21 protein-coding genes are annotated in these 16147 nt (G+C 67.4%); 9 read left to right on the top strand and 12 right to left on the bottom strand.

Going from position 1 to position 16147, the window contains the following annotated elements:
• The first annotated feature begins 36 nt into the window (after positions 1-36).
• Both dnaJ and DM480_RS03510 read left to right on the top strand, forming a co-directional pair.
• Positions 37-1161: a molecular chaperone DnaJ gene (gene dnaJ / locus DM480_RS03515; RefSeq protein ID WP_115377579.1), complete on the top strand. Its 1125-nt coding sequence runs from the start codon at positions 37-39 to the stop codon at positions 1159-1161.
• Between the two features lie 22 nt (positions 1162-1183).
• The gene (locus DM480_RS03510) at positions 1184-1627 is read left to right on the top strand and encodes a hypothetical protein (RefSeq protein WP_115377578.1); all 444 of its coding nucleotides are present in this window, start codon (positions 1184-1186) and stop codon (positions 1625-1627) included.
• Positions 1628-1630: 3 nt separating this feature from the next.
• Here DM480_RS03510 and DM480_RS03505 read toward each other — a convergent pair whose 3' ends face one another.
• Positions 1631-1822, bottom strand: coding sequence for a hypothetical protein (locus tag DM480_RS03505; RefSeq protein ID WP_115377577.1), 192 nt, complete (start codon positions 1820-1822; stop codon positions 1631-1633).
• A gap of 169 nt (positions 1823-1991) precedes the next feature.
• Between DM480_RS03505 and DM480_RS03500 the strand changes: the two genes are divergently transcribed.
• The 3 genes from DM480_RS03500 (at position 1992) to DM480_RS03490 (ending at position 4102) form a co-directional block, all read left to right on the top strand.
• The gene (locus DM480_RS03500) at positions 1992-2519 is read left to right on the top strand and encodes a thioredoxin family protein (protein WP_232834104.1); all 528 of its coding nucleotides are present in this window, start codon (positions 1992-1994) and stop codon (positions 2517-2519) included.
• 148 nt (positions 2520-2667) lie between these two features.
• A complete protein-coding gene (locus DM480_RS03495) occupies positions 2668-3441 on the top strand; it encodes a hypothetical protein (protein ID WP_125471454.1) in 774 nt (257 codons plus the stop codon).
• Positions 3442-3496: 55 nt separating this feature from the next.
• Entirely contained in the window at positions 3497-4102 is a 606-nt protein-coding gene (locus DM480_RS03490) for a TM2 domain-containing protein (RefSeq protein ID WP_232834103.1), read from the top strand.
• On the opposite strand, the gene purB is transcribed toward DM480_RS03490, so the two are convergent.
• Complete coding sequence (purB, locus tag DM480_RS03485) at positions 3993-5315, bottom strand: adenylosuccinate lyase (protein WP_115377575.1); 1323 nt, start codon at positions 5313-5315, stop codon at positions 3993-3995. The two genes, DM480_RS03490 and purB, sit on opposite strands and share 110 nt — an antisense overlap.
• Before the next feature lie 215 nt (positions 5316-5530).
• On the opposite strand from purB, the gene DM480_RS03480 reads away from it, so the two are divergent.
• A complete protein-coding gene (locus DM480_RS03480) occupies positions 5531-6088 on the top strand; it encodes an EF-hand domain-containing protein (protein ID WP_115380743.1) in 558 nt (185 codons plus the stop codon).
• A 54-nt stretch (positions 6089-6142) separates the two neighbouring features.
• Here the strand turns inward: DM480_RS03480 and radC are convergent, their stop codons facing one another.
• The 8 genes from radC to aroQ all read right to left on the bottom strand — a co-directional run bounded on the left by radC (position 6143) and on the right by aroQ (position 12005).
• On the bottom strand, positions 6143-6826 hold the full coding sequence (gene radC / locus DM480_RS03475) for a RadC family protein (protein ID WP_115377574.1): 684 nt from the start codon (positions 6824-6826) through the stop codon (positions 6143-6145).
• Between the two features lie 221 nt (positions 6827-7047).
• Positions 7048-8460 (bottom strand): type I glutamate--ammonia ligase, encoded by a 1413-nt coding sequence (gene glnA, locus DM480_RS03470; protein ID WP_115377573.1) that lies wholly within the window; start codon positions 8458-8460, stop codon positions 7048-7050.
• A 38-nt stretch (positions 8461-8498) separates the two neighbouring features.
• Positions 8499-8726 carry a DUF6968 family protein gene (locus DM480_RS18850; protein WP_443026400.1) on the bottom strand — a complete coding sequence of 76 codons (228 nt, stop codon included), beginning with the start codon at positions 8724-8726 and terminating at the stop codon, positions 8499-8501.
• 94 nt (positions 8727-8820) lie between these two features.
• Complete coding sequence (locus DM480_RS03465) at positions 8821-9159, bottom strand: P-II family nitrogen regulator (RefSeq protein WP_115377572.1); 339 nt, start codon at positions 9157-9159, stop codon at positions 8821-8823.
• 153 nt (positions 9160-9312) lie between these two features.
• Positions 9313-9648, bottom strand: coding sequence for an arsenate reductase family protein (locus DM480_RS03460; RefSeq protein WP_115377571.1), 336 nt, complete (start codon positions 9646-9648; stop codon positions 9313-9315).
• Positions 9649-9701: 53 nt separating this feature from the next.
• On the bottom strand, positions 9702-11054 hold the full coding sequence (accC, locus tag DM480_RS03455; protein ID WP_115377570.1) for an acetyl-CoA carboxylase biotin carboxylase subunit: 1353 nt from the start codon (positions 11052-11054) through the stop codon (positions 9702-9704).
• A gap of 4 nt (positions 11055-11058) precedes the next feature.
• Positions 11059-11556: an acetyl-CoA carboxylase biotin carboxyl carrier protein gene (accB, locus tag DM480_RS03450; RefSeq protein ID WP_115377569.1), complete on the bottom strand. Its 498-nt coding sequence runs from the start codon at positions 11554-11556 to the stop codon at positions 11059-11061.
• Between the two features lie 14 nt (positions 11557-11570).
• On the bottom strand, positions 11571-12005 hold the full coding sequence (gene aroQ / locus DM480_RS03445) for a type II 3-dehydroquinate dehydratase (RefSeq protein ID WP_115377568.1): 435 nt from the start codon (positions 12003-12005) through the stop codon (positions 11571-11573).
• A gap of 186 nt (positions 12006-12191) precedes the next feature.
• Here aroQ and thiS point away from each other — a divergent pair, with 186 nt between their 5' ends.
• From thiS to DM480_RS03430, 3 genes are all read left to right on the top strand, one after another.
• A complete protein-coding gene (gene thiS / locus DM480_RS03440) occupies positions 12192-13226 on the top strand; it encodes a sulfur carrier protein ThiS (RefSeq protein WP_115377567.1) in 1035 nt (344 codons plus the stop codon).
• 181 nt (positions 13227-13407) lie between these two features.
• Positions 13408-13590, top strand: a complete 183-nt coding sequence (locus tag DM480_RS03435) for a CsbD family protein (protein WP_115377566.1) — start codon at positions 13408-13410, stop codon at positions 13588-13590.
• Positions 13591-13681: 91 nt separating this feature from the next.
• Positions 13682-13966 (top strand): hypothetical protein, encoded by a 285-nt coding sequence (locus DM480_RS03430; protein WP_115377565.1) that lies wholly within the window; start codon positions 13682-13684, stop codon positions 13964-13966.
• Between the two features lie 63 nt (positions 13967-14029).
• On the opposite strand, the gene DM480_RS03425 is transcribed toward DM480_RS03430, so the two are convergent.
• Together DM480_RS03425 and DM480_RS03420 are read right to left on the bottom strand one after the other, a co-directional pair.
• A complete protein-coding gene (locus tag DM480_RS03425) occupies positions 14030-15679 on the bottom strand; it encodes a thiamine pyrophosphate-binding protein (protein ID WP_232834102.1) in 1650 nt (549 codons plus the stop codon).
• Between the two features lie 48 nt (positions 15680-15727).
• The gene (locus DM480_RS03420) at positions 15728-16096 is read right to left on the bottom strand and encodes a hypothetical protein (RefSeq protein WP_115377564.1); all 369 of its coding nucleotides are present in this window, start codon (positions 16094-16096) and stop codon (positions 15728-15730) included.
• Positions 16097-16147: the final 51 nt, after the last annotated feature.

Below are 16147 nucleotides of genomic sequence, written 5' to 3'. Positions count from 1 at the left end.
CACCGAGGACGGGAGGGGTTTGTGTGAAGGGCAGCCATGAGCACCACAGTCGACTATTACGAGCTGCTCGAATGCGAGCGTGATGCGGACGGCGCGACGCTGAAATCCGCCTACCGCAAGCTCGCGATGAAATACCATCCGGACAAGAATGCCGGGTGCAAGGATTCCGAGGCGAAGTTCAAGGCGGTGAGCGAAGCCTATGAGGTCCTGAAGGACCCGCAGAAGCGCGCCGCCTATGACCGCTACGGCCATGCCGCCTTCCAGAACGGCGGTGGTGGTGGCGGCGGCGCGCAGGACTTCGGCGCCTTTTCCGACATCTTCGAAAGCGTCTTCGGCGAATTCATGGGCGGCGGCCGCGGTGGTGGCCGTGCGCAGGCGCGGCGCGGTGCGGACCTGCGCTACGATATGGAGATCAGCCTCGAGGAGGCGTTCCACGGCAAGGCGACCGAGATCACCGTCGACGTCTCCGCGCAATGCGAAACCTGTCAGGGCTCGGGCGCAAAGCCCGGGACGCAGGCGACGACCTGCCGCCATTGCGGCGGCCACGGCAAGGTGCGCGCGCAGCAGGGCTTCTTCGTCGTCGAGCGCGCCTGCCCGGTCTGCCAGGGCTCGGGCCAGGTGATCGCCGACCCCTGCGCCGACTGCCGCGGCGATGGCCGCATCGAACGCACCAAGACGCTCGCGGTCAACGTGCCCCCCGGCGTCGACGAAGGCACGCGCATCCGCCTGACCGGCGAGGGGGAGGCGGGGCCGCGCGGCGCGCCCGCGGGCGATCTCTACATCTTCCTCCACATCAAGCGGCACGCGATCTTCGAGCGCGAGGGCACGACATTGTTCGCGCGCGCGCCGATCAGCTTCACCACCGCCGCGCTCGGCGGCACCTTGTCGATCCCCGGCCTCGATGGCCGCACCCACGACATCAAGATTCCCGCCGGCATCCAGTCGGGCAAGCAATTGCGCCAGCGCGGTGCGGGCATGCCCGTGCTGCAGGGCCGCGGGCAGGGCGATCTCGTCATCCAGATCGAGGTCGAAACCCCCACCCGCCTCTCGACGCGCCAGCGCGAACTGCTCGAACTGTTCCGGGAAACCGAGACGGGCGAGGAATGCCCCGAAAGCCAAGGCTTCTTCGCCAAGCTTAAGAACGTCTTCGCGGCAGAATAGCTCGCGCGGGCATCGGGGGGCAATGTTGGCGGTGGTCGTGACGTTCGTGATGGCCTGGGCAGCGATGGTCGTCTGGCCTGACGTGCCTGTTGTGCAGCGATTGCGCGCATGGCTGATCGTGCACCCCGCCGCACGCCTGTCCGCCATCCGCCGGGGCGATGTCGCGGTCGGCATCGTGATCGTCGCTGCAGTGATCGTCATGAGCGTCTGCGAAGACAGCTCGGCTGGGCGGCTCTTCCTCTATGCGATGCCCGATGCGGTGATCTGGCTGACGACGATCGAACTTTCGGCGGTCGTCGATGCGCTCGTCGCGGTCGCGGTGGCGTTTTCCGCGTGGCGTGGGGGCGGAGCCGGTGTGTTGGTCCGCCGCCTTCCCGCCCGGCGCGCGCATCGGGCGGCGCGCACGCGGCCGAAACTCGCGCCGGCCAATGACGACGAAGACCATCGACGCTTCGCTGTCGCCTGAGCCCTATCGGAACAACGCCACGATCGCTTGGATCACCGTCGCCCCGCCGATCGGTGCGATCAGCAGCAGCAGCATGTTGACGCCGATGATCGCCGCGAGCGTATCCTGCTGCCGCCGCGTCAGCTGTGGGCCTTTCTGGACGGGCTTGGGTCGCCATGGCGGCGGCGGGGGCTGGTCGCGGAAATCGACGAACATGCGGGCGCGGGCCTTCGATGATGCTGCGGATCGTCGGACGCGCGGCCGGCCTGCCGGGTTCCCGCCGCGGCGACGAGCGAAGCTATCGGGGCGACAAGCGGGGCGGGGGTTGCCAGTCGGCCCCCGACGCGGTCTGATCGGCGCATCGCACTTTACCGGAAGGCACCCCATGATGATCCGCATCCCGACCATGGCCGCCGCGCTCGCCGCCACCGTCACGCTCGCCGCGGCGCCGCTCGCCGCCGCCCCGGCAAAGGCGCCGCGCATCGCCATCGCCAGCCTCGACAGCCTCCCCCAGCCGCTGCCGCTGCCCTATCACGCCGGCGACGCGAAGGCGGAGGTCGCGGCGGCGCGGGCGCGCGCGCTCAAGGCGCATAAACGGCTGCTGATCGATCTCGGCGGCAACTGGTGCCTCGACTGCCGCCTGCTCGCCGGCGTCATGGACCTGCCGCAGATGAAGCCCTTCGTCGCCAGCCATTTCGAGGTGGTGACCGTCGACGTCGGCCGCTTCGATCAGAACCTCGACATCCCCGCCGCCTACGGCATCAAGGGCCGTCTCGCCGGCGTCCCCGCCGTGCTGATCATCGATCCCAGGACCAACCGCCTCGTCAACGCCGGCCGCGAAACCGCCCTCGCCGACGCCCGCACGCTGACGCCGCAGGCGCTCGCCGACTGGATCGCTGGCTGGGCGGGGTGAAAGGCGCCCGGCGGGGTAGACCCATTATCGACCAAGGAGCGCTGGGGCGGCGCGGTGGGATATGGTAAGTTGTCATCGCGGGCTTGCAGGGTCGGCGCGACGCTGAGCGAGGGGCGCAAAGATGGCAGGATTGTTCGTTACGATCGCATTGCTCGCCGTCGCAGGGTCTGCCCTTACACAGGAGCTGCCCAAGGACCCGATCGTTCTGCCCGACGCCGACAGTTCCGACGACATCGTCGTCCGTGCGCTGCGTATTCCGCGGGAGAAGCTGCCAGTACAGGTCGAATGGGCGCGTAGCACGCAGTTTGACTCGACGATCATCCAGGAAAATTCGGCGATGTTCGCCCGATGCGCGATCAAGGGCAGCGATCGGGCGACCCTGCGCAACGCGGTGGAGGGCGCGCCGAATTACGCATCGACGCGCTATGCGATCGGCTGGCTGATGGCGCGGCAGCGTGGTTGTTACCGGCCCTCTCCGCCGGCCCCTGTCAGCGACGATCCAACGGCCAACGGCACCATTACCGACCGCGGCGTGCTGATCGAACAAGTTCTCGCCGACTTCGCGCCTGACGCCACGCTCGATACCGCGCAGACCTATGATCCGGTCATCAGCCGGCGGATGATGGATACGGAGCAGCATCGGAACCGATACCGCCTCGCCAACGACTATGATGCCTTCAGGGTATCGGCCTGCCTGGTGCAACGTCAGCCACGCATCGCCACGCGCTTCGTACACGCGCCGTCCGGCAGCGATTTGTCGAAGGGTCTGGCGCAGGCGCTGCTGATCGGCGGACGCGATTGTCTGGGGCAGGTCAAGCGGATCACCATCGATCCGACCTTTCTGCGCTTCTACGTGACGGAGGCCTTCTATCGCTGGGTCGTCGCGGCGCGCGGGGTGGACACGCTGATTCCGAGCGGGTGACTTGCGCCCCGCGCCGAAACCGCCATCATCCTGCGCTTAGCCATCGGGGGTGAGCATGCGCGGCAAGGTATTGGGCGTCGACGTTCGGACGGGCGAGGGGCTGGTCGCCGGCGACGACGGGCGGCGCTATCGGTTCGCGCAGGGCGACTGGGCGACGCGCGGCGAGCCTGCGGTGGGCATGGCGGTCGATTTCGAGGCCGCGGACGACCGCGCGCTCAGCGTCTTCCCGATGCCCGGCGAGCGCGGCGCGGTGACGCTGCCGCCTAAGCCCGAGGCGCCCGTCACCGATCGCAACAAGCTGGTCGCCGCCTTGCTCGCCTTCTTCCTCGGCACGCTCGGCATCCACCGTTTCTATCTGGGGCGGACGGGCAGCGGCGTGGTGATGCTGATCCTGTCGATCACGATCATCGGGCTGTTCGTGACGGGCATCTGGGCGCTGGTCGACACGATCCGCTACCTCATCATCCGACCGCGAATTCGCCGCGCGCTACCCGCGCACGGTTTGACCGGCAGGAGCGCCCCGGCGCGTCGGCCGGGGCACCCCAAGCTCATCAGGCGTCGCGCTTGGCAAAGACGCGATCGAAGATCGTGTCGACGTGGCGCAGGTGATAGTCGAGGTCGAAGCGCGCCTCGATCTCCGCCGGCGACAGCGCGGCGGTGACGTCCGCATCCGCCTTGAGCAGGTCGAGCAGCGACAGCGCGCCATCCGATTCCCACACCTTCATCGCGTTGCGCTGGACCAGGGCGTAGGCATCCTCGCGGCTCACGCCCGCCTGCGTCAGTGCAAGCAGCACCCGCTGCGAATGGACGAGCCCGCCCATCCGGTCGAGATTCTTCTGCATCCGCGTCGGATAGACGAGCAGTTTGTCGACGACGCCGGTCAGCCGGGCAAGCGCGAAGTCGAGCGTGATCGTCGCATCCGGCCCGATGTATCGCTCGACCGACGAGTGGCTGATGTCGCGCTCGTGCCACAGCGCGACATTCTCCAGCGCCGGGGTGACATAACCACGCACCATGCGCGCCAGGCCGGTCAGGTTTTCGGTCAGCACCGGGTTGCGCTTGTGCGGCATCGCCGACGAGCCCTTTTGCCCGGGCGAGAAATATTCCTCCGCCTCCAGCACCTCGGTACGCTGCAGGTGGCGGACCTCGGTTGCCAGCCGCTCGATCGAGCTGGCGATGACGCCCAGCGTCGCGAAGAACATCGCATGGCGATCGCGCGGGATCACCTGCGTCGACACCGGCTCGATCGCGAGGCCCAGCTTCTCGGCGACATGCGCCTCGACGCGCGGATCGATGTTGGCGAAGGTGCCGACCGCGCCCGAGATCGCGCAGGTCGCGATGTCGCTGCGCGCCGCGATCAGGCGGGTGCGGCACCGGTCGAACTCGGCATAGGCCTGCGCCAGCTTGAGCCCGAAGGTGACCGGCTCGGCGTGGATGCCATGGCTGCGCCCGATCGTCGGGGTCAGCTTGTGCTCGCGCGCGCGGCGTTGCAGCACGTCGAGCAGCCGGTCGAGATCGGCGATCAGGATGTCGGCAGCGCGCGCCAGCTGCACGCTGAGCGTCGTGTCGAGCACGTCGGACGAGGTCATCCCCTGGTGCATGAAGCGCGCCTGCTCGCCGACATGCTCCGCGACCCAGGTCAGGAAGGCGATGACGTCGTGCTTGGTCACCGCCTCGATCGCGTCGATCGCCGCGACGTCGATCACGGGATCGGTGCGCCACCACGCCCACAGCGCGTCGGCGGCCTCGCGCGGCACGACGCCGAGGTCGGCGAGCGCGTCGGTGGCGTGCGCCTCGATCTCGAACCAGATGCGATAGCGCGCCTCGGGCGTCCAGATCGCGGCCATATCGGGGCGGGAATAGCGGGGGACCATGGGGTTCCTTCGTCCTGTCAGGGGCACGGCTCGCCGCGGCGGTGTCGCCACGACTCGCGGATTTCTGCGGCGCGTTAGCAAAGCCGGTGCGCGGCGACAAACGGTCCGCTGCGGAACCGTTGAAACCGCCGGTCCGTTGACCCACATGAAATGAACGCAGCGGTGGATGAAGTTCATCGCGCGATCCGTTTCGAACGACAATGGGAGACAAGCAGATGTTGAAATATGCTTTGCTCGCCGGCGCGATGACGATTGCTGCGCCGGCACTTGCGCAGACGGCGACAGATCAGACGCAGGCGCAGCCCGGACGCACGCCGATCGCACCGACCGATCCCGCGACTGTGAAGGATCAGACCGCGCAGACGCAGCAGCCGGCGCAGACCGTCGACCCTGCCACCCCTGCGGATCAGACGGCGCCGCAAACCACCTCGGCGCAGACCGCGCAGACGCAGCCCGATCCTGCAGCGACGTCAGCGACCGGCGATGCGACTGCGACCGCTGCCGCGCAGCCGGCAACCGGCACGCAGCAGGTCGCGTCGATCGTCGATACCGAATTCCCGTCCTATGACGCGAACAAGGACGGCCAGCTTACCCGCGCCGAGTTCGACGACTGGATGCTCAAGCTCAAGGAAAAGAGCGATCCCAGCGCGACGCCGGACAGTCCCGCGACGAAGAAGTGGCTGGGCGCGGCTTTCACGCAGGCGGACAAGGACCGCAACAAGCAGATCAGCAAGGCCGAATTGCTCGGCTTCCTGACACAGGGCAAGTCCTGATCCTCGTAAGGTAGGACGACAGGCCGCCGGCATCGCACCGGCGGCCTTTTCATTTCAGATCAGGCCCTGTGCACGCAGGCTGACGTGGCCGCTGAGGCCGATGATCAGATGATCGTGCACCGCGATCCCTAATCGCTTGCCCGCCTCCGCGATCGCGCGGGTGATGTCGATGTCCGCGCGGCTCGGCGATGGATCGCCCGACGGATGATTGTGCACCAGGATCACCGCGGCGGACCCGAAGTCGATCGCGCGGCGCACGACCTGGCGCACGTAGACCGCGGTCTCGTCGATCGACCCTTCGCTCATCACCTCGTCGCGGATCAGCATGTTGCGAGTATTGAGATGCAGCACGCGGAACCGCTCGACCGTGTGATGCGCCATGTCGGCGCGCAGATAGTCCAGCAGCGCCTGCCAGTTGGCGAGCACCGGCCGCTCTGCGACGGGCGCCTGTAGCAGGCGGAGCGCGGCGGCCTGTGCGATCTTGATCGCCGCGGCGCTCGTTTCTCCCATGCCGGCCACGCGGGTCAGCGCCTCCGCATCGGCGGTCAGCAATCCGCCGATCCCGCCGAATTCACGCAGCAGCGCCTTGGCGAGCGGCTTGGTGTCGCGGCGCGGGATGGCGAGCGCGAGCAGATATTCGATCAGTTCGTGGTCGAGCAGGGCTTCGCCACCATGGCCGAGCAACCGTGAGCGCAGGCGCGCGCGATGACCCGCAGTATCGTCTGGAGTGTCGGCCATGCGGTGAGGCTAGCGGGGGTGAGGCGTGGGTGGAAGGGGGCCCGGTCACGGGGGTGGGGCGAGCAGGGGTGGGCACAAATGGAAAGGGGCGCCGGGGGATAAGCCGGCGCCCCTTAGTTATGGGCGGCGGCGTGGCGAAGCCACGCCGTCAGCCCTCGCTGTGCGAGGCTGGCCGACAGCGCCTGTGCGGCTGTGCCGCACCGCGTGCCGGCCCGGCACGCTCAGGCGCTGTAGTACATGTCGTACTCGACCGGGCTGGGGGTCATTTCCCAGCGCGCGACTTCGCCGCGCTTGATCTCGACATAGGCCTCGATCTGATCCTTCGAGAAGACGTCGCCCTTCAGCAGGAAGTCGTGGTCGGCTTCGAGGCTGTCGAGCGCCTCGCGGAGCGAACCGCAGACGGTCGGCACCTGCGCGAGCTCTGCCGGCGGCAGGTCGTACAGGTTCTTGTCCATCGCCTCGCCCGGGTGGATCTTGTTCTGGATGCCGTCCATCCCCGCCATCATCAGCGCCGCATAGGCGAGATAGGGGTTGGCCATCGCGTCGGGGAAGCGGACCTCGACGCGCTTCGCCTTGGGGCCCGAGCCGTAGGGGATGCGGCACGACGCCGAGCGGTTGCGCGCCGAATAGGCGAGCAGCACCGGCGCCTCGTAGCCCGGCACCAGCCGCTTGTAGCTGTTGGTGGTCGGGTTGGTGAAGGCGTTGACGGCCTTGGCGTGGCGGATGATGCCGCCGATGAAGTAGAGGCACATGTCGCTGAGGCCGGCATAGCCTTCGCCCGCGAACAGCGGCGTCTTGCCGTTCCAGATCGAGAAGTGGGTGTGCATGCCCGACCCGTTATCTTCCTTGATCGGCTTGGGCATGAAGGTCGCCGACTTGCCATAGGCGTGCGCGACCTGGTGGACGACATATTTGTAGATCTGCATGCGATCAGCGGTGGTGGTCAGCGTGCCGAAGGTCAGGCCCAGTTCGTGCTGCGCGGCGGCGACCTCATGGTGGTGCTTGTCGCAGGGCAGGCCCATTTCGAGCATGGTCGAGACCATCTCGCCACGGATGTCGACCGCCGAATCGACCGGCGCGACGGGGAAATAGCCGCCCTTGGCGCGCGGACGGTGGCCGAGGTTGCCGCCTTCATACTCGCGGCCGGTGTTGGTCGGCAGCTCGATATCGTCGATCTTGAAATAGGAGCCGGCATAGTTCGTATCGAACTGCACGTTGTCGAACATGAAGAATTCGGCTTCCGGGCCGACGTAGACGGTGTCGCCGACGCCGGTGGTCTTCAGATACGCCTCGGCGCGCTTGGCGGTCGAGCGCGGATCGCGGGCGTAGAGTTCGCCGGTCGAGGGTTCGACGATGTCGCAGAACACGATCAGCATCGGCGTCGCCGAGAACGGGTCGGTGTAGACCGCGTCGAGATCGGGCTTCAGCACCATGTCCGATTCGTTGATCGCCTTCCACCCCTCGATCGAGGAGCCGTCGAACATCAGGCCGTCGGTCCATTCGTCCTCGCCCATGACGGACGCGACCATGGTGAGGTGCTGCCACTTCCCCTTGGGGTCGGTGAAGCGGAGGTCGATCCACTCGATCTCCTCGTCCTTGATCTTGGTCAGGATGTCCGAAGCGGTCGTCGCCATGTGTCTTTCCCTTGCTCTCGCCGCGAGGTTGCGGCGCCTTACTCGAAGTGGTTGGTCGTCAGTCCCAAATCGTCGTCGTCCAGCCATGTCACTGGTGGGCGACGCTCCGGTGATCCATTGCCGACGTACCGTAGATCGCCTGCCGCACTCGCGAAGCTAAGTAGCATGGCTTGGACACTATCGACGCCCGCAGTGGCGTGTTTGCGCGTCTCGCCTCCAGCAAAAGCTATGGAATACCAACAGACCCAATCGGGCTCGCGCTCCATCGTATCGCTCGGCCACGGTTGTGGCCGGTGGATGCGCAGTTCGACCGGGCCAGCCTCACTGCCGAACACTCTGCGCGCGACTACGTCATCCGGATTAAATAGCGGCTTCATCGCGTTCGCCGGTGCGGATGCGCAGCGCGGTTTCGACCGGGATCACGAATATCTTGCCGTCGCCGATACGCCCCGTCTGCGCGGCGGCGGCGATCGCTTCCACCACCCGCTCGGTCAGCGCATCGTCGACGACGACCTCCAGCTTCACCTTGGGCAGGAAGTCGACGACATATTCGGCGCCGCGATAGAGTTCGGTGTGGCCCTTCTGCCGGCCGAAGCCCTTCGCCTCGGTGACGGTGATGCCGCTGACGCCGATCTCGTGCAGCGCCTCCTTCACCTCATCCAGCTTGAACGGCTTGATGATGGCTTCGACCTTCTTCACCGCGACATGCCCTTCATGATGGCGCTTCGCCCGGTCGGGCGACGTGGCGTCAATTGTGCCAGCAGCGGGCCCGTCGAACAACGGGGATTCTGGGATTTCTGCTGCCCCTTTGTCGGGCACGGTCAGGCGCGATGCCTGCTTTTTGCGCAGGGGTCAGAGGATGTCCCGCACGCGTTCGGGCGGGCGCGCAAGGACGACGCCCTTGTCGGTTTCGACGAGCGGTCGCTGGATGAGGATGGGGTTGATCGCCATCGCCTCGAGCACCGTCGCATCCTCCGCATCCGAGAGCGCCTTCGCATCGGGCTCGGTCACGCGAAGGCCGTCGCGCGGACGCATCCTGGCCAGGGCGTAAAGGCGCGAGAGCTCGGCGACGCTCGGCGGATGCTTCAGATATTCGACGATCGTGACGTCGGCGCCCGCCTCCTCGAGCAGCGCGAGCGTCGCACGCGACGTTCCGCAGCGCGGGTTGTGATAGATGGTGGCCTTCATGCCCGTCACGCTCCGGTCGGTGCTTCCCCGCGCATGGCGGGGAAGCGATCACTTCAGGCGTCCTGCCGCGCCAGCCATTCTTCCAGCCACTTGATCGTATAGTCGCCCGCCTGGAATTCCGGATCGTCGAGCAAGGCCTGGTGCAGCGGGATGGTGGTCTTCATCCCGTCGATCACGAACTCCTCCAACGCGCGGCGCAGGCGGCGCAGCGCGCCGTCGCGCGTCGTGCCGTAGACAATCAGCTTGGCGATCATCGAATCGTAATAGGGCGGCACCTTGTAGCCCGCGTACAGCCCCGAATCGACGCGGACGTGCATGCCGCCCGGCGCATGATATTGTTTCACCAGCCCCGGCGAGGGCGCGAAGGTGCGCGGATCCTCGGCGTTGATCCGGCATTCGATCGCATGGCCGCGGAACTGCACGTCCTCCTGACGCAGTGTCAGCGGATGCCCTTCGGCGACGCGGATCTGTTCGCGCACCAGGTCGAGGCCGGTGATCATCTCGGTTACCGGATGTTCGACCTGCAGGCGGGTGTTCATTTCGATGAAGTAGAATTCGCCGTTTTCCCACAGGAATTCGATCGTCCCCGCACCGCGATAGCCCATGTCCGCCATCGCCCTGGCAACGATGCCGCCCATGCGCGCGCGCTCGTCCGCGCTGATGACGGGCGAGGGGGCTTCCTCCAGCACCTTCTGGTGGCGGCGCTGCAGCGAACAGTCGCGTTCGCCCAGATGGATGGCATTGCCGTTGCCGTCGCCGAACACCTGGAACTCGATGTGGCGCGGGTTGCCGAGATATTTTTCGAGATAGACGGTGGCATCACCGAACGCGGCCTTCGCCTCGGTGCCCGCCTGCTGCATCAGCGTCTCGAGCTGATCCTCGCTCGTGCACACCTTCATGCCGCGGCCACCGCCGCCCGACGCTGCCTTGATGATGACCGGATAGCCGGCCTTCGCCGCGATCGCCTTCGCCTCGGCAAGGTCGCTGATCGGGCCGTCGGACCCCGGTACCAGCGGCAGGCCCAGCGCGCCGGCGGTGCGCTTCGCCTCGATCTTGTCGCCCATCGTGCGGATGTGTTCGGGCTTCGGGCCGACGAACAGCAGGTTGTGGAGCTCGACGATCTCCGCGAACCGCGCGTTCTCGGACAGGAAGCCGTAGCCCGGGTGGATCGCATCCGCGCCGGAGATTTCGGCGGCGGAGATGATGTTGGGAATGTTGAGATAACTGTCCGCGGCGGCGGGCGGGCCGATGCAGATCGCCTCGTCCGCAAGGCGCACATGCATCGCATCGGCATCGGCGGTGGAATGGACCGCGACGGTGCGGATGCCCATCTCGCGGCAGGCGCGGTGGATGCGCAGCGCGATCTCGCCGCGGTTGGCGATCAGCAGCTTCTTGATCGGACGCATGATCTTACTCGACCACCACCAGGGGCTGGTCGAATTCGATCGGCTGGCCGTTCTCGACCAGGATCGCCTTCACCGTGCCGGCGGAGGTGGCGGTGATCGGGTTCATCACCTTCATCGCTTCGACGATCAGCAGCGTGTCGCCCGCCGCGACGCTCTGGCCGACGCTGACGAAGGGTTTCGCGCCCGGCTCCGCAGACAGATAGGCGGTGCCGACCATCGGCGACTTTACGGCATTGGCGGACACCGTCGGCGCTGGCGCGCCGGCTTCGGCGGTGGCGGGAGCCGCCGCGGGCGCGGCAGCGGCGGTGGCCGGCGCAGGAGCGTAATGCACCGCGGGCGCAGCGGCCGCGGCCTTGCGCGCGACGCGAATCTTGCGGTCGCCCTCCTCGACCTCGATTTCGGTCAGGTGCGTGGCGTCGAGCAGCTCGGCGAGCTGGCGCACCAGGTTGACGTCGACCTGCATGGTGCCTCCCTGGGCAATGTTCTGGCTATTCTCAGTCATGGCGGAGCCTCCTGTCAGAAGCGCGCGGCGGCTTCAAGCGCGAGCATGTAGCTCATCGCGCCGAAGCCGGCGATGCTGCCCTTCGCCGCGCGTCCCACGAAGCTCGTGTGACGAAAGGCTTCGCGCGTGTGCGGGTTGGACAGATGCACCTCGATCACCGGGGTGGTCACGCTCTTGATCGCATCGTGGATCGCCACCGATGTATGCGTGAACCCGCCGGCGTTGAGCAGCACCGCCTTCGCATTGCGCGCCTGCGCTTCGTGCAGCCAGTCGATCAGATGGCCCTCGTGGTTCGACTGGCGCATGTCGATCGCAAGGTCCAGTTCGCGCGCCCGGTCCTCCAGCATGCCGGCGATGTCGTCCAGCGTGTCATGGCCGTAGATGTCGGGCTCGCGCAGGCCGAGCAGGTTGAGGTTGGGGCCGTTCAGGACGAAAATGGTTTCGGACATGCGCGCTCCTTGGCTTGCGACGCCCGGCTGGCGGGCCTAGATCGACCGCCGTCTCCTAGCCCGTTCGCCCTGAGCTTGTCGAAGGGCTGTTCTTCTTCTGCCGAACGGGCGGAGGAGAAGAGCAGGGCTTCGACCAGCGCAGCCCGAACGGAAAGGGTGGGGCGGTGCGCCCCACGCAGCACGATCATGCCCCATACCGACGGCACCGTCTCCATCACCGTCAACGGCGAGCACAAGCGCGTCGCCGCCGGCCTCAGCCTCGCGCAGCTCGCGTCCGAACTGGGGCTGGTCCCCGAAAAGGTCGCGGTCGAACGCAATCTGGAGGTCGTACCGCGCTCGACGCTCAAGGACGTCGCCGTCGAGGACGGCGACGACATCGAGATCGTGCATTTCGTCGGTGGTGGCGACCATCCGATCGCGGGTGGCGGCGGCGATCATGCCCGCCTCTTCGACGCCGATACCTGGACCGTTGCGGGCAAGACGTTCCGTTCGCGCCTGATCGTCGGCACCGGCAAGTATAAGGACTTCGCGCAGAACGCCGCCGCGGTTGAAGCGTCGGGGGCGGAAATCGTCACCGTCGCGGTGCGCCGCGTCAACGTCAGCGATCCCAATGCGCCGATGCTGACCGACTATATCGATCCCAGGAAGGTCACCTACCTGCCCAACACCGCGGGCTGCTTCACCGCGGAGGATGCGATCCGCACGCTTCGGCTGGCGCGCGAGGCGGGCGGCTGGGATCTCGTCAAGCTCGAGGTGCTGGGCGAGGCGAAGACGCTCTACCCCGACATGCGCGAGACGCTGAAGGCGACCGAAGTGCTGGTGCGCGAAGGCTTCAAGCCGATGGTCTATTGCGTCGACGATCCGATCGCGGCCAAGCAGCTGGAGGAAGCCGGCGCGGTCGCGATCATGCCGCTCGGCGCGCCGATCGGCTCGGGCCTCGGCATCCAGAACCGCGTGACGATCCGCCTGATCGTCGAGGGCGCGAAGGTTCCCGTGCTGGTCGATGCGGGCGTGGGCACCGCGTCCGACGCCGCGGTGGCGATGGAGCTGGGTTGCGACGGCGTGCTGATGAACACCGCGATCGCCGAAGCGAAGGATCCGGTGATGATGGCCGCCGCGATGAAGGCGGCGATCGAGGCGGGGCGGCTAAGCTATCGCGCGGGCCGCATGGGCCAGCGCCGCTATGCCGATCCGTCCAGCCCGCTCGCCGGCCTGATCTGAAAGTCCGAACCGCGCGAACGTCCGCGGCCTGTCCGAACGCGGACGGCCGTTGACGGTGCGGCTCGTCGCAAAGCTTTGTTCGGTACGGATTTGTCACGGAACCGGCACGAGATCGGCCCGTTGTTCCTCATGTAGATCAAGCGGCCCGATCGGCGGGCCGCGATACTAGCAGGAGGCCGTGATGGGCGAGCTCACCGACAAGATCAAGGGCAACGTCAACGAGGCGATCGGCAAGGCGAAGGAAGCGATCGGCAACCACACCGACAACGCAGACCTCGCTGCCGAGGGCAAGGCCCAGCAGCTGGAAGGCAAGGGCGAGCAGGCCAAGGGCAAGATCAAGGGCGCGCTCGGCGACGACATCTGATTGTCCGCCCATTTCGCTGATGAAGGGTCGTCCCGCCAATGCGGGGCGGCCCTTTCTCGTGAAGACCACATAGGAAAACAGGGGAACCGATATGAAGAAGACGGTGATCGCCGCGATGCTCGGCACGATGGCGCTGTCGCTCGCGGCCTGCGGCGGCAAGGGCGACGACAAGCTCGGCCACGAGGTGGAGAAGGCGTATGACAACCGTGCCGACGCGATCGAGCAGGCTGCCGACAATATGAAGGATCAGGCCAAGCAGCTGCGCAAGAGCGGCGAGCAACAGGCCGATGCGATCGACGATGCCGACGTCAACGCGCAGGCGATGACGGAGGGACAGAAGGACGCGCTGAAGAACGGCACCGAAAAGCTGCGCTGATGCCTGCCGCCGCCGCCGATCCGGCCGGTGCCGGACGGCGGCGGCCATATCGACCGCGGCGGATCAGCCGCGCCGCGCGACCTCAGACAGGGTCGTCCCGGCGGTGATCGCCTCGACATCGGTACGCACGTGCAGCATCCGTACGCCCCGCGCCGCGACGGCCCGCTCGAGTGCCGGGGCGAAATCCTCCGTCCGCTCCACCGTTTCCGCCCAGCAGCCGTAAGCGCGAGCGAGCATAGCGAAATCCGGGTTGCTCAGCCGCGTCGCCGCGACCCGGCCGGGAAATTCGCGCTCCTGGTGCATGCGGATCGTGCCATAGGCGCCATTGTCGACGACGATCACCAGCATCTGCGCATCGTGCTGGACCGCGGTGGCCAGGTCCTGGCCGTTCATCAGAAAGCATCCGTCGCCCGCCAGCGCCACGACCATGCGATCGGGATGGCGGAGCGCCGCGGCGATGGCGGCGGGAACGCCATAGCCCATCGCGCCGGCGGTTGGCGCCAGCTGCGTGCCCGGCCCGGCATAGGGCCAGTATCGATGCCACCAGCCGCTGTAATTGCCCGCGCCGTTGCACACGATCGTATCGGCGGGCAGCGCGGCGCGCATCGCTGCGACGCAGGGGCCAAGGTCCATGGCGATGGCGCGTAGCTGCGGCGTCGACCAGGCCTGCCACTCGGCATGCGCCGCGGCGCCCGCGTCGCGCGGCGGCAGGTCGATCGCGCCCAGCGCGTCGGCGAATTCGGCCATACCGGCGCAGATCGCCATGTCCGCGCGATAGGTGCGGCCGAGCTCCGCGGGATCGGGGTGGACATGGACCAGCCGCTGTCCGGGATGGTCGGGCGTCACCAGCGTGTAGCCGTCGGTCGTCGCCTCCCCCAGTCGCGGCCCGACGACGAGCAGCAGGTCCGCGTCGCGGACGCGTGCGACCAGTCTCGGATTGGGACCATAGCCCAGATTGCCCGCCCATATGGCAGAGGTGTTGGGCACCGCATCCTGCCGGCGGAAGGCGGCGGCGACTGGAATGCCGCTCCGCTCCGCCCATGCGGTAAAGTCGCGCGATGCCGCCGTATCCCATCCGGCACCGCCGACGATCGCAAGTGGCCGTTCGGCCTCATCCAGCAATCCCGCAAGGGCGCCCATCGTCACCGGATCGCACGCCTGCCGTACTCTTTCGACGCGCGGGCGATCGACGGTCTCGACGCGGTCGAGCAGCATGTCTTCCGGAAGTGCGAGGACGACGGGGCCGGGGCGGCCGCTCATGGCGACGGCGTAGGCACGCGCGACATATTCGGGGATGCGCCGCGCGTCGTCGATCCGCGCCGCCCATTTGGCGAGGGGCGCGAACATCGCGGCGAAATCGACCTCCTGAAACGCTTCGCGGTCGCGCGTCGCGCGGTCGACGTCGCCGATGAACAGGATCATCGGTTGCGAATCCTGCATCGCGACATGGACGCCGATCGAGGCATTGGTCGCGCCGGGACCGCGCGTGACGAAGGCGATGCCGGGACGGTGCGTCAGCGTCCCGTCGGCGCAGGCCATGAAGGCGACCCCGCCCTCCTGTCGGCACACCACCGTCTCGATCTGCGGCGTGTCGTGCAGCGCGTCGAGGACCGCGAGGAAGCTCTCGCCCGGAACGGTGAAGATTCGCTCGCAACCCTGCGCGAGCAGCTGGTCGACCAGGATCCGGCCGCCGGTGCGCGTCATGCTCTCCATGCCCGCGTCCTTGACGGCTTTACGCCGCCAAGTCGAGGCCGTGGAGGGTCAGCGGAAGTCGAACCAGCCGCGCTGGCGGCCATCGGCAAAGGCAGGCCGCGCGGTGCGTGCGGCGACCGGCGCGCGGCCGGTGATCCGGTCGGTCAACGTCGGACGGACCGTAGTGTCGACGACGGGTGCGGCAACCGGCGTTGCCTTGGCAAGGCGCTCGTTCTCTCGCTCCAGCTCCGCGATGCGCGCATTGGCGGCGGCCAGGCTCGTCTCGCCCTGCTTGCGGTGCGCGGCATGTGCCTCACGCTCTGCAGCATAGCGCGCCTTCCATTTCTTGCCGCCGCTGCTGCTGGCGAGCCCGAAGAACCAGCCCGCGATCAGGCACAGCGCCAGCGCGGCGAATTGCGTGGTAGTGGTGAACAGCATGTCGGCGCTCCCTGTTACGGGGGCATAACGACGATGGCAGGGCTTGGTTCA

Origin of the sequence: Sphingomonas sp. FARSPH (assembly GCF_003355005.1) — a bacterium.
In the GTDB taxonomy this organism is placed as follows: Bacteria; Pseudomonadota; Alphaproteobacteria; order Sphingomonadales; family Sphingomonadaceae; genus Sphingomonas.
Note: the sequence above shows the minus strand (reverse complement) of the source record. Positions and strands in the feature narration are given on the sequence as shown.

Excerpts from the sequence above, each read along its gene's own strand:
- dnaJ (WP_115377579.1), top strand. The coding sequence starts at position 37 with ATGAGCACCACAGTCGACTATTACGAGCTGCTCGAATGCGAGCGTGAT.
- DM480_RS03480 (WP_115380743.1), top strand. The coding sequence starts at position 5,531 with ATGTTGAAATATGCTTTGCTCGCCGGCGCGATGACGATTGCTGCGCCG.
- accB (WP_115377569.1), bottom strand. The coding sequence starts at position 11,556 with ATGACTGAGAATAGCCAGAACATTGCCCAGGGAGGCACCATGCAGGTC.
- DM480_RS03500 (WP_232834104.1), top strand. The coding sequence starts at position 1,992 with ATGATGATCCGCATCCCGACCATGGCCGCCGCGCTCGCCGCCACCGTC.
- DM480_RS03435 (WP_115377566.1), top strand. The coding sequence starts at position 13,408 with ATGGGCGAGCTCACCGACAAGATCAAGGGCAACGTCAACGAGGCGATC.
- DM480_RS03505 (WP_115377577.1), bottom strand. The coding sequence starts at position 1,822 with ATGTTCGTCGATTTCCGCGACCAGCCCCCGCCGCCGCCATGGCGACCC.
- DM480_RS03430 (WP_115377565.1), top strand. The coding sequence starts at position 13,682 with ATGAAGAAGACGGTGATCGCCGCGATGCTCGGCACGATGGCGCTGTCG.
- glnA (WP_115377573.1), bottom strand. The coding sequence starts at position 8,460 with ATGGCGACGACCGCTTCGGACATCCTGACCAAGATCAAGGACGAGGAG.
- radC (WP_115377574.1), bottom strand. The coding sequence starts at position 6,826 with ATGGCCGACACTCCAGACGATACTGCGGGTCATCGCGCGCGCCTGCGC.
- thiS (WP_115377567.1), top strand. The coding sequence starts at position 12,192 with ATGCCCCATACCGACGGCACCGTCTCCATCACCGTCAACGGCGAGCAC.
- DM480_RS03425 (WP_232834102.1), bottom strand. The coding sequence starts at position 15,679 with ATGGAGAGCATGACGCGCACCGGCGGCCGGATCCTGGTCGACCAGCTG.
- DM480_RS18850 (WP_443026400.1), bottom strand. The coding sequence starts at position 8,726 with ATGGAGCGCGAGCCCGATTGGGTCTGTTGGTATTCCATAGCTTTTGCT.
- purB (WP_115377575.1), bottom strand. The coding sequence starts at position 5,315 with ATGGTCCCCCGCTATTCCCGCCCCGATATGGCCGCGATCTGGACGCCC.
- DM480_RS03460 (WP_115377571.1), bottom strand. The coding sequence starts at position 9,648 with ATGAAGGCCACCATCTATCACAACCCGCGCTGCGGAACGTCGCGTGCG.
- aroQ (WP_115377568.1), bottom strand. The coding sequence starts at position 12,005 with ATGTCCGAAACCATTTTCGTCCTGAACGGCCCCAACCTCAACCTGCTC.
- DM480_RS03490 (WP_232834103.1), top strand. The coding sequence starts at position 3,497 with ATGCGCGGCAAGGTATTGGGCGTCGACGTTCGGACGGGCGAGGGGCTG.
- DM480_RS03510 (WP_115377578.1), top strand. The coding sequence starts at position 1,184 with ATGTTGGCGGTGGTCGTGACGTTCGTGATGGCCTGGGCAGCGATGGTC.
- accC (WP_115377570.1), bottom strand. The coding sequence starts at position 11,054 with ATGCGTCCGATCAAGAAGCTGCTGATCGCCAACCGCGGCGAGATCGCG.
- DM480_RS03420 (WP_115377564.1), bottom strand. The coding sequence starts at position 16,096 with ATGCTGTTCACCACTACCACGCAATTCGCCGCGCTGGCGCTGTGCCTG.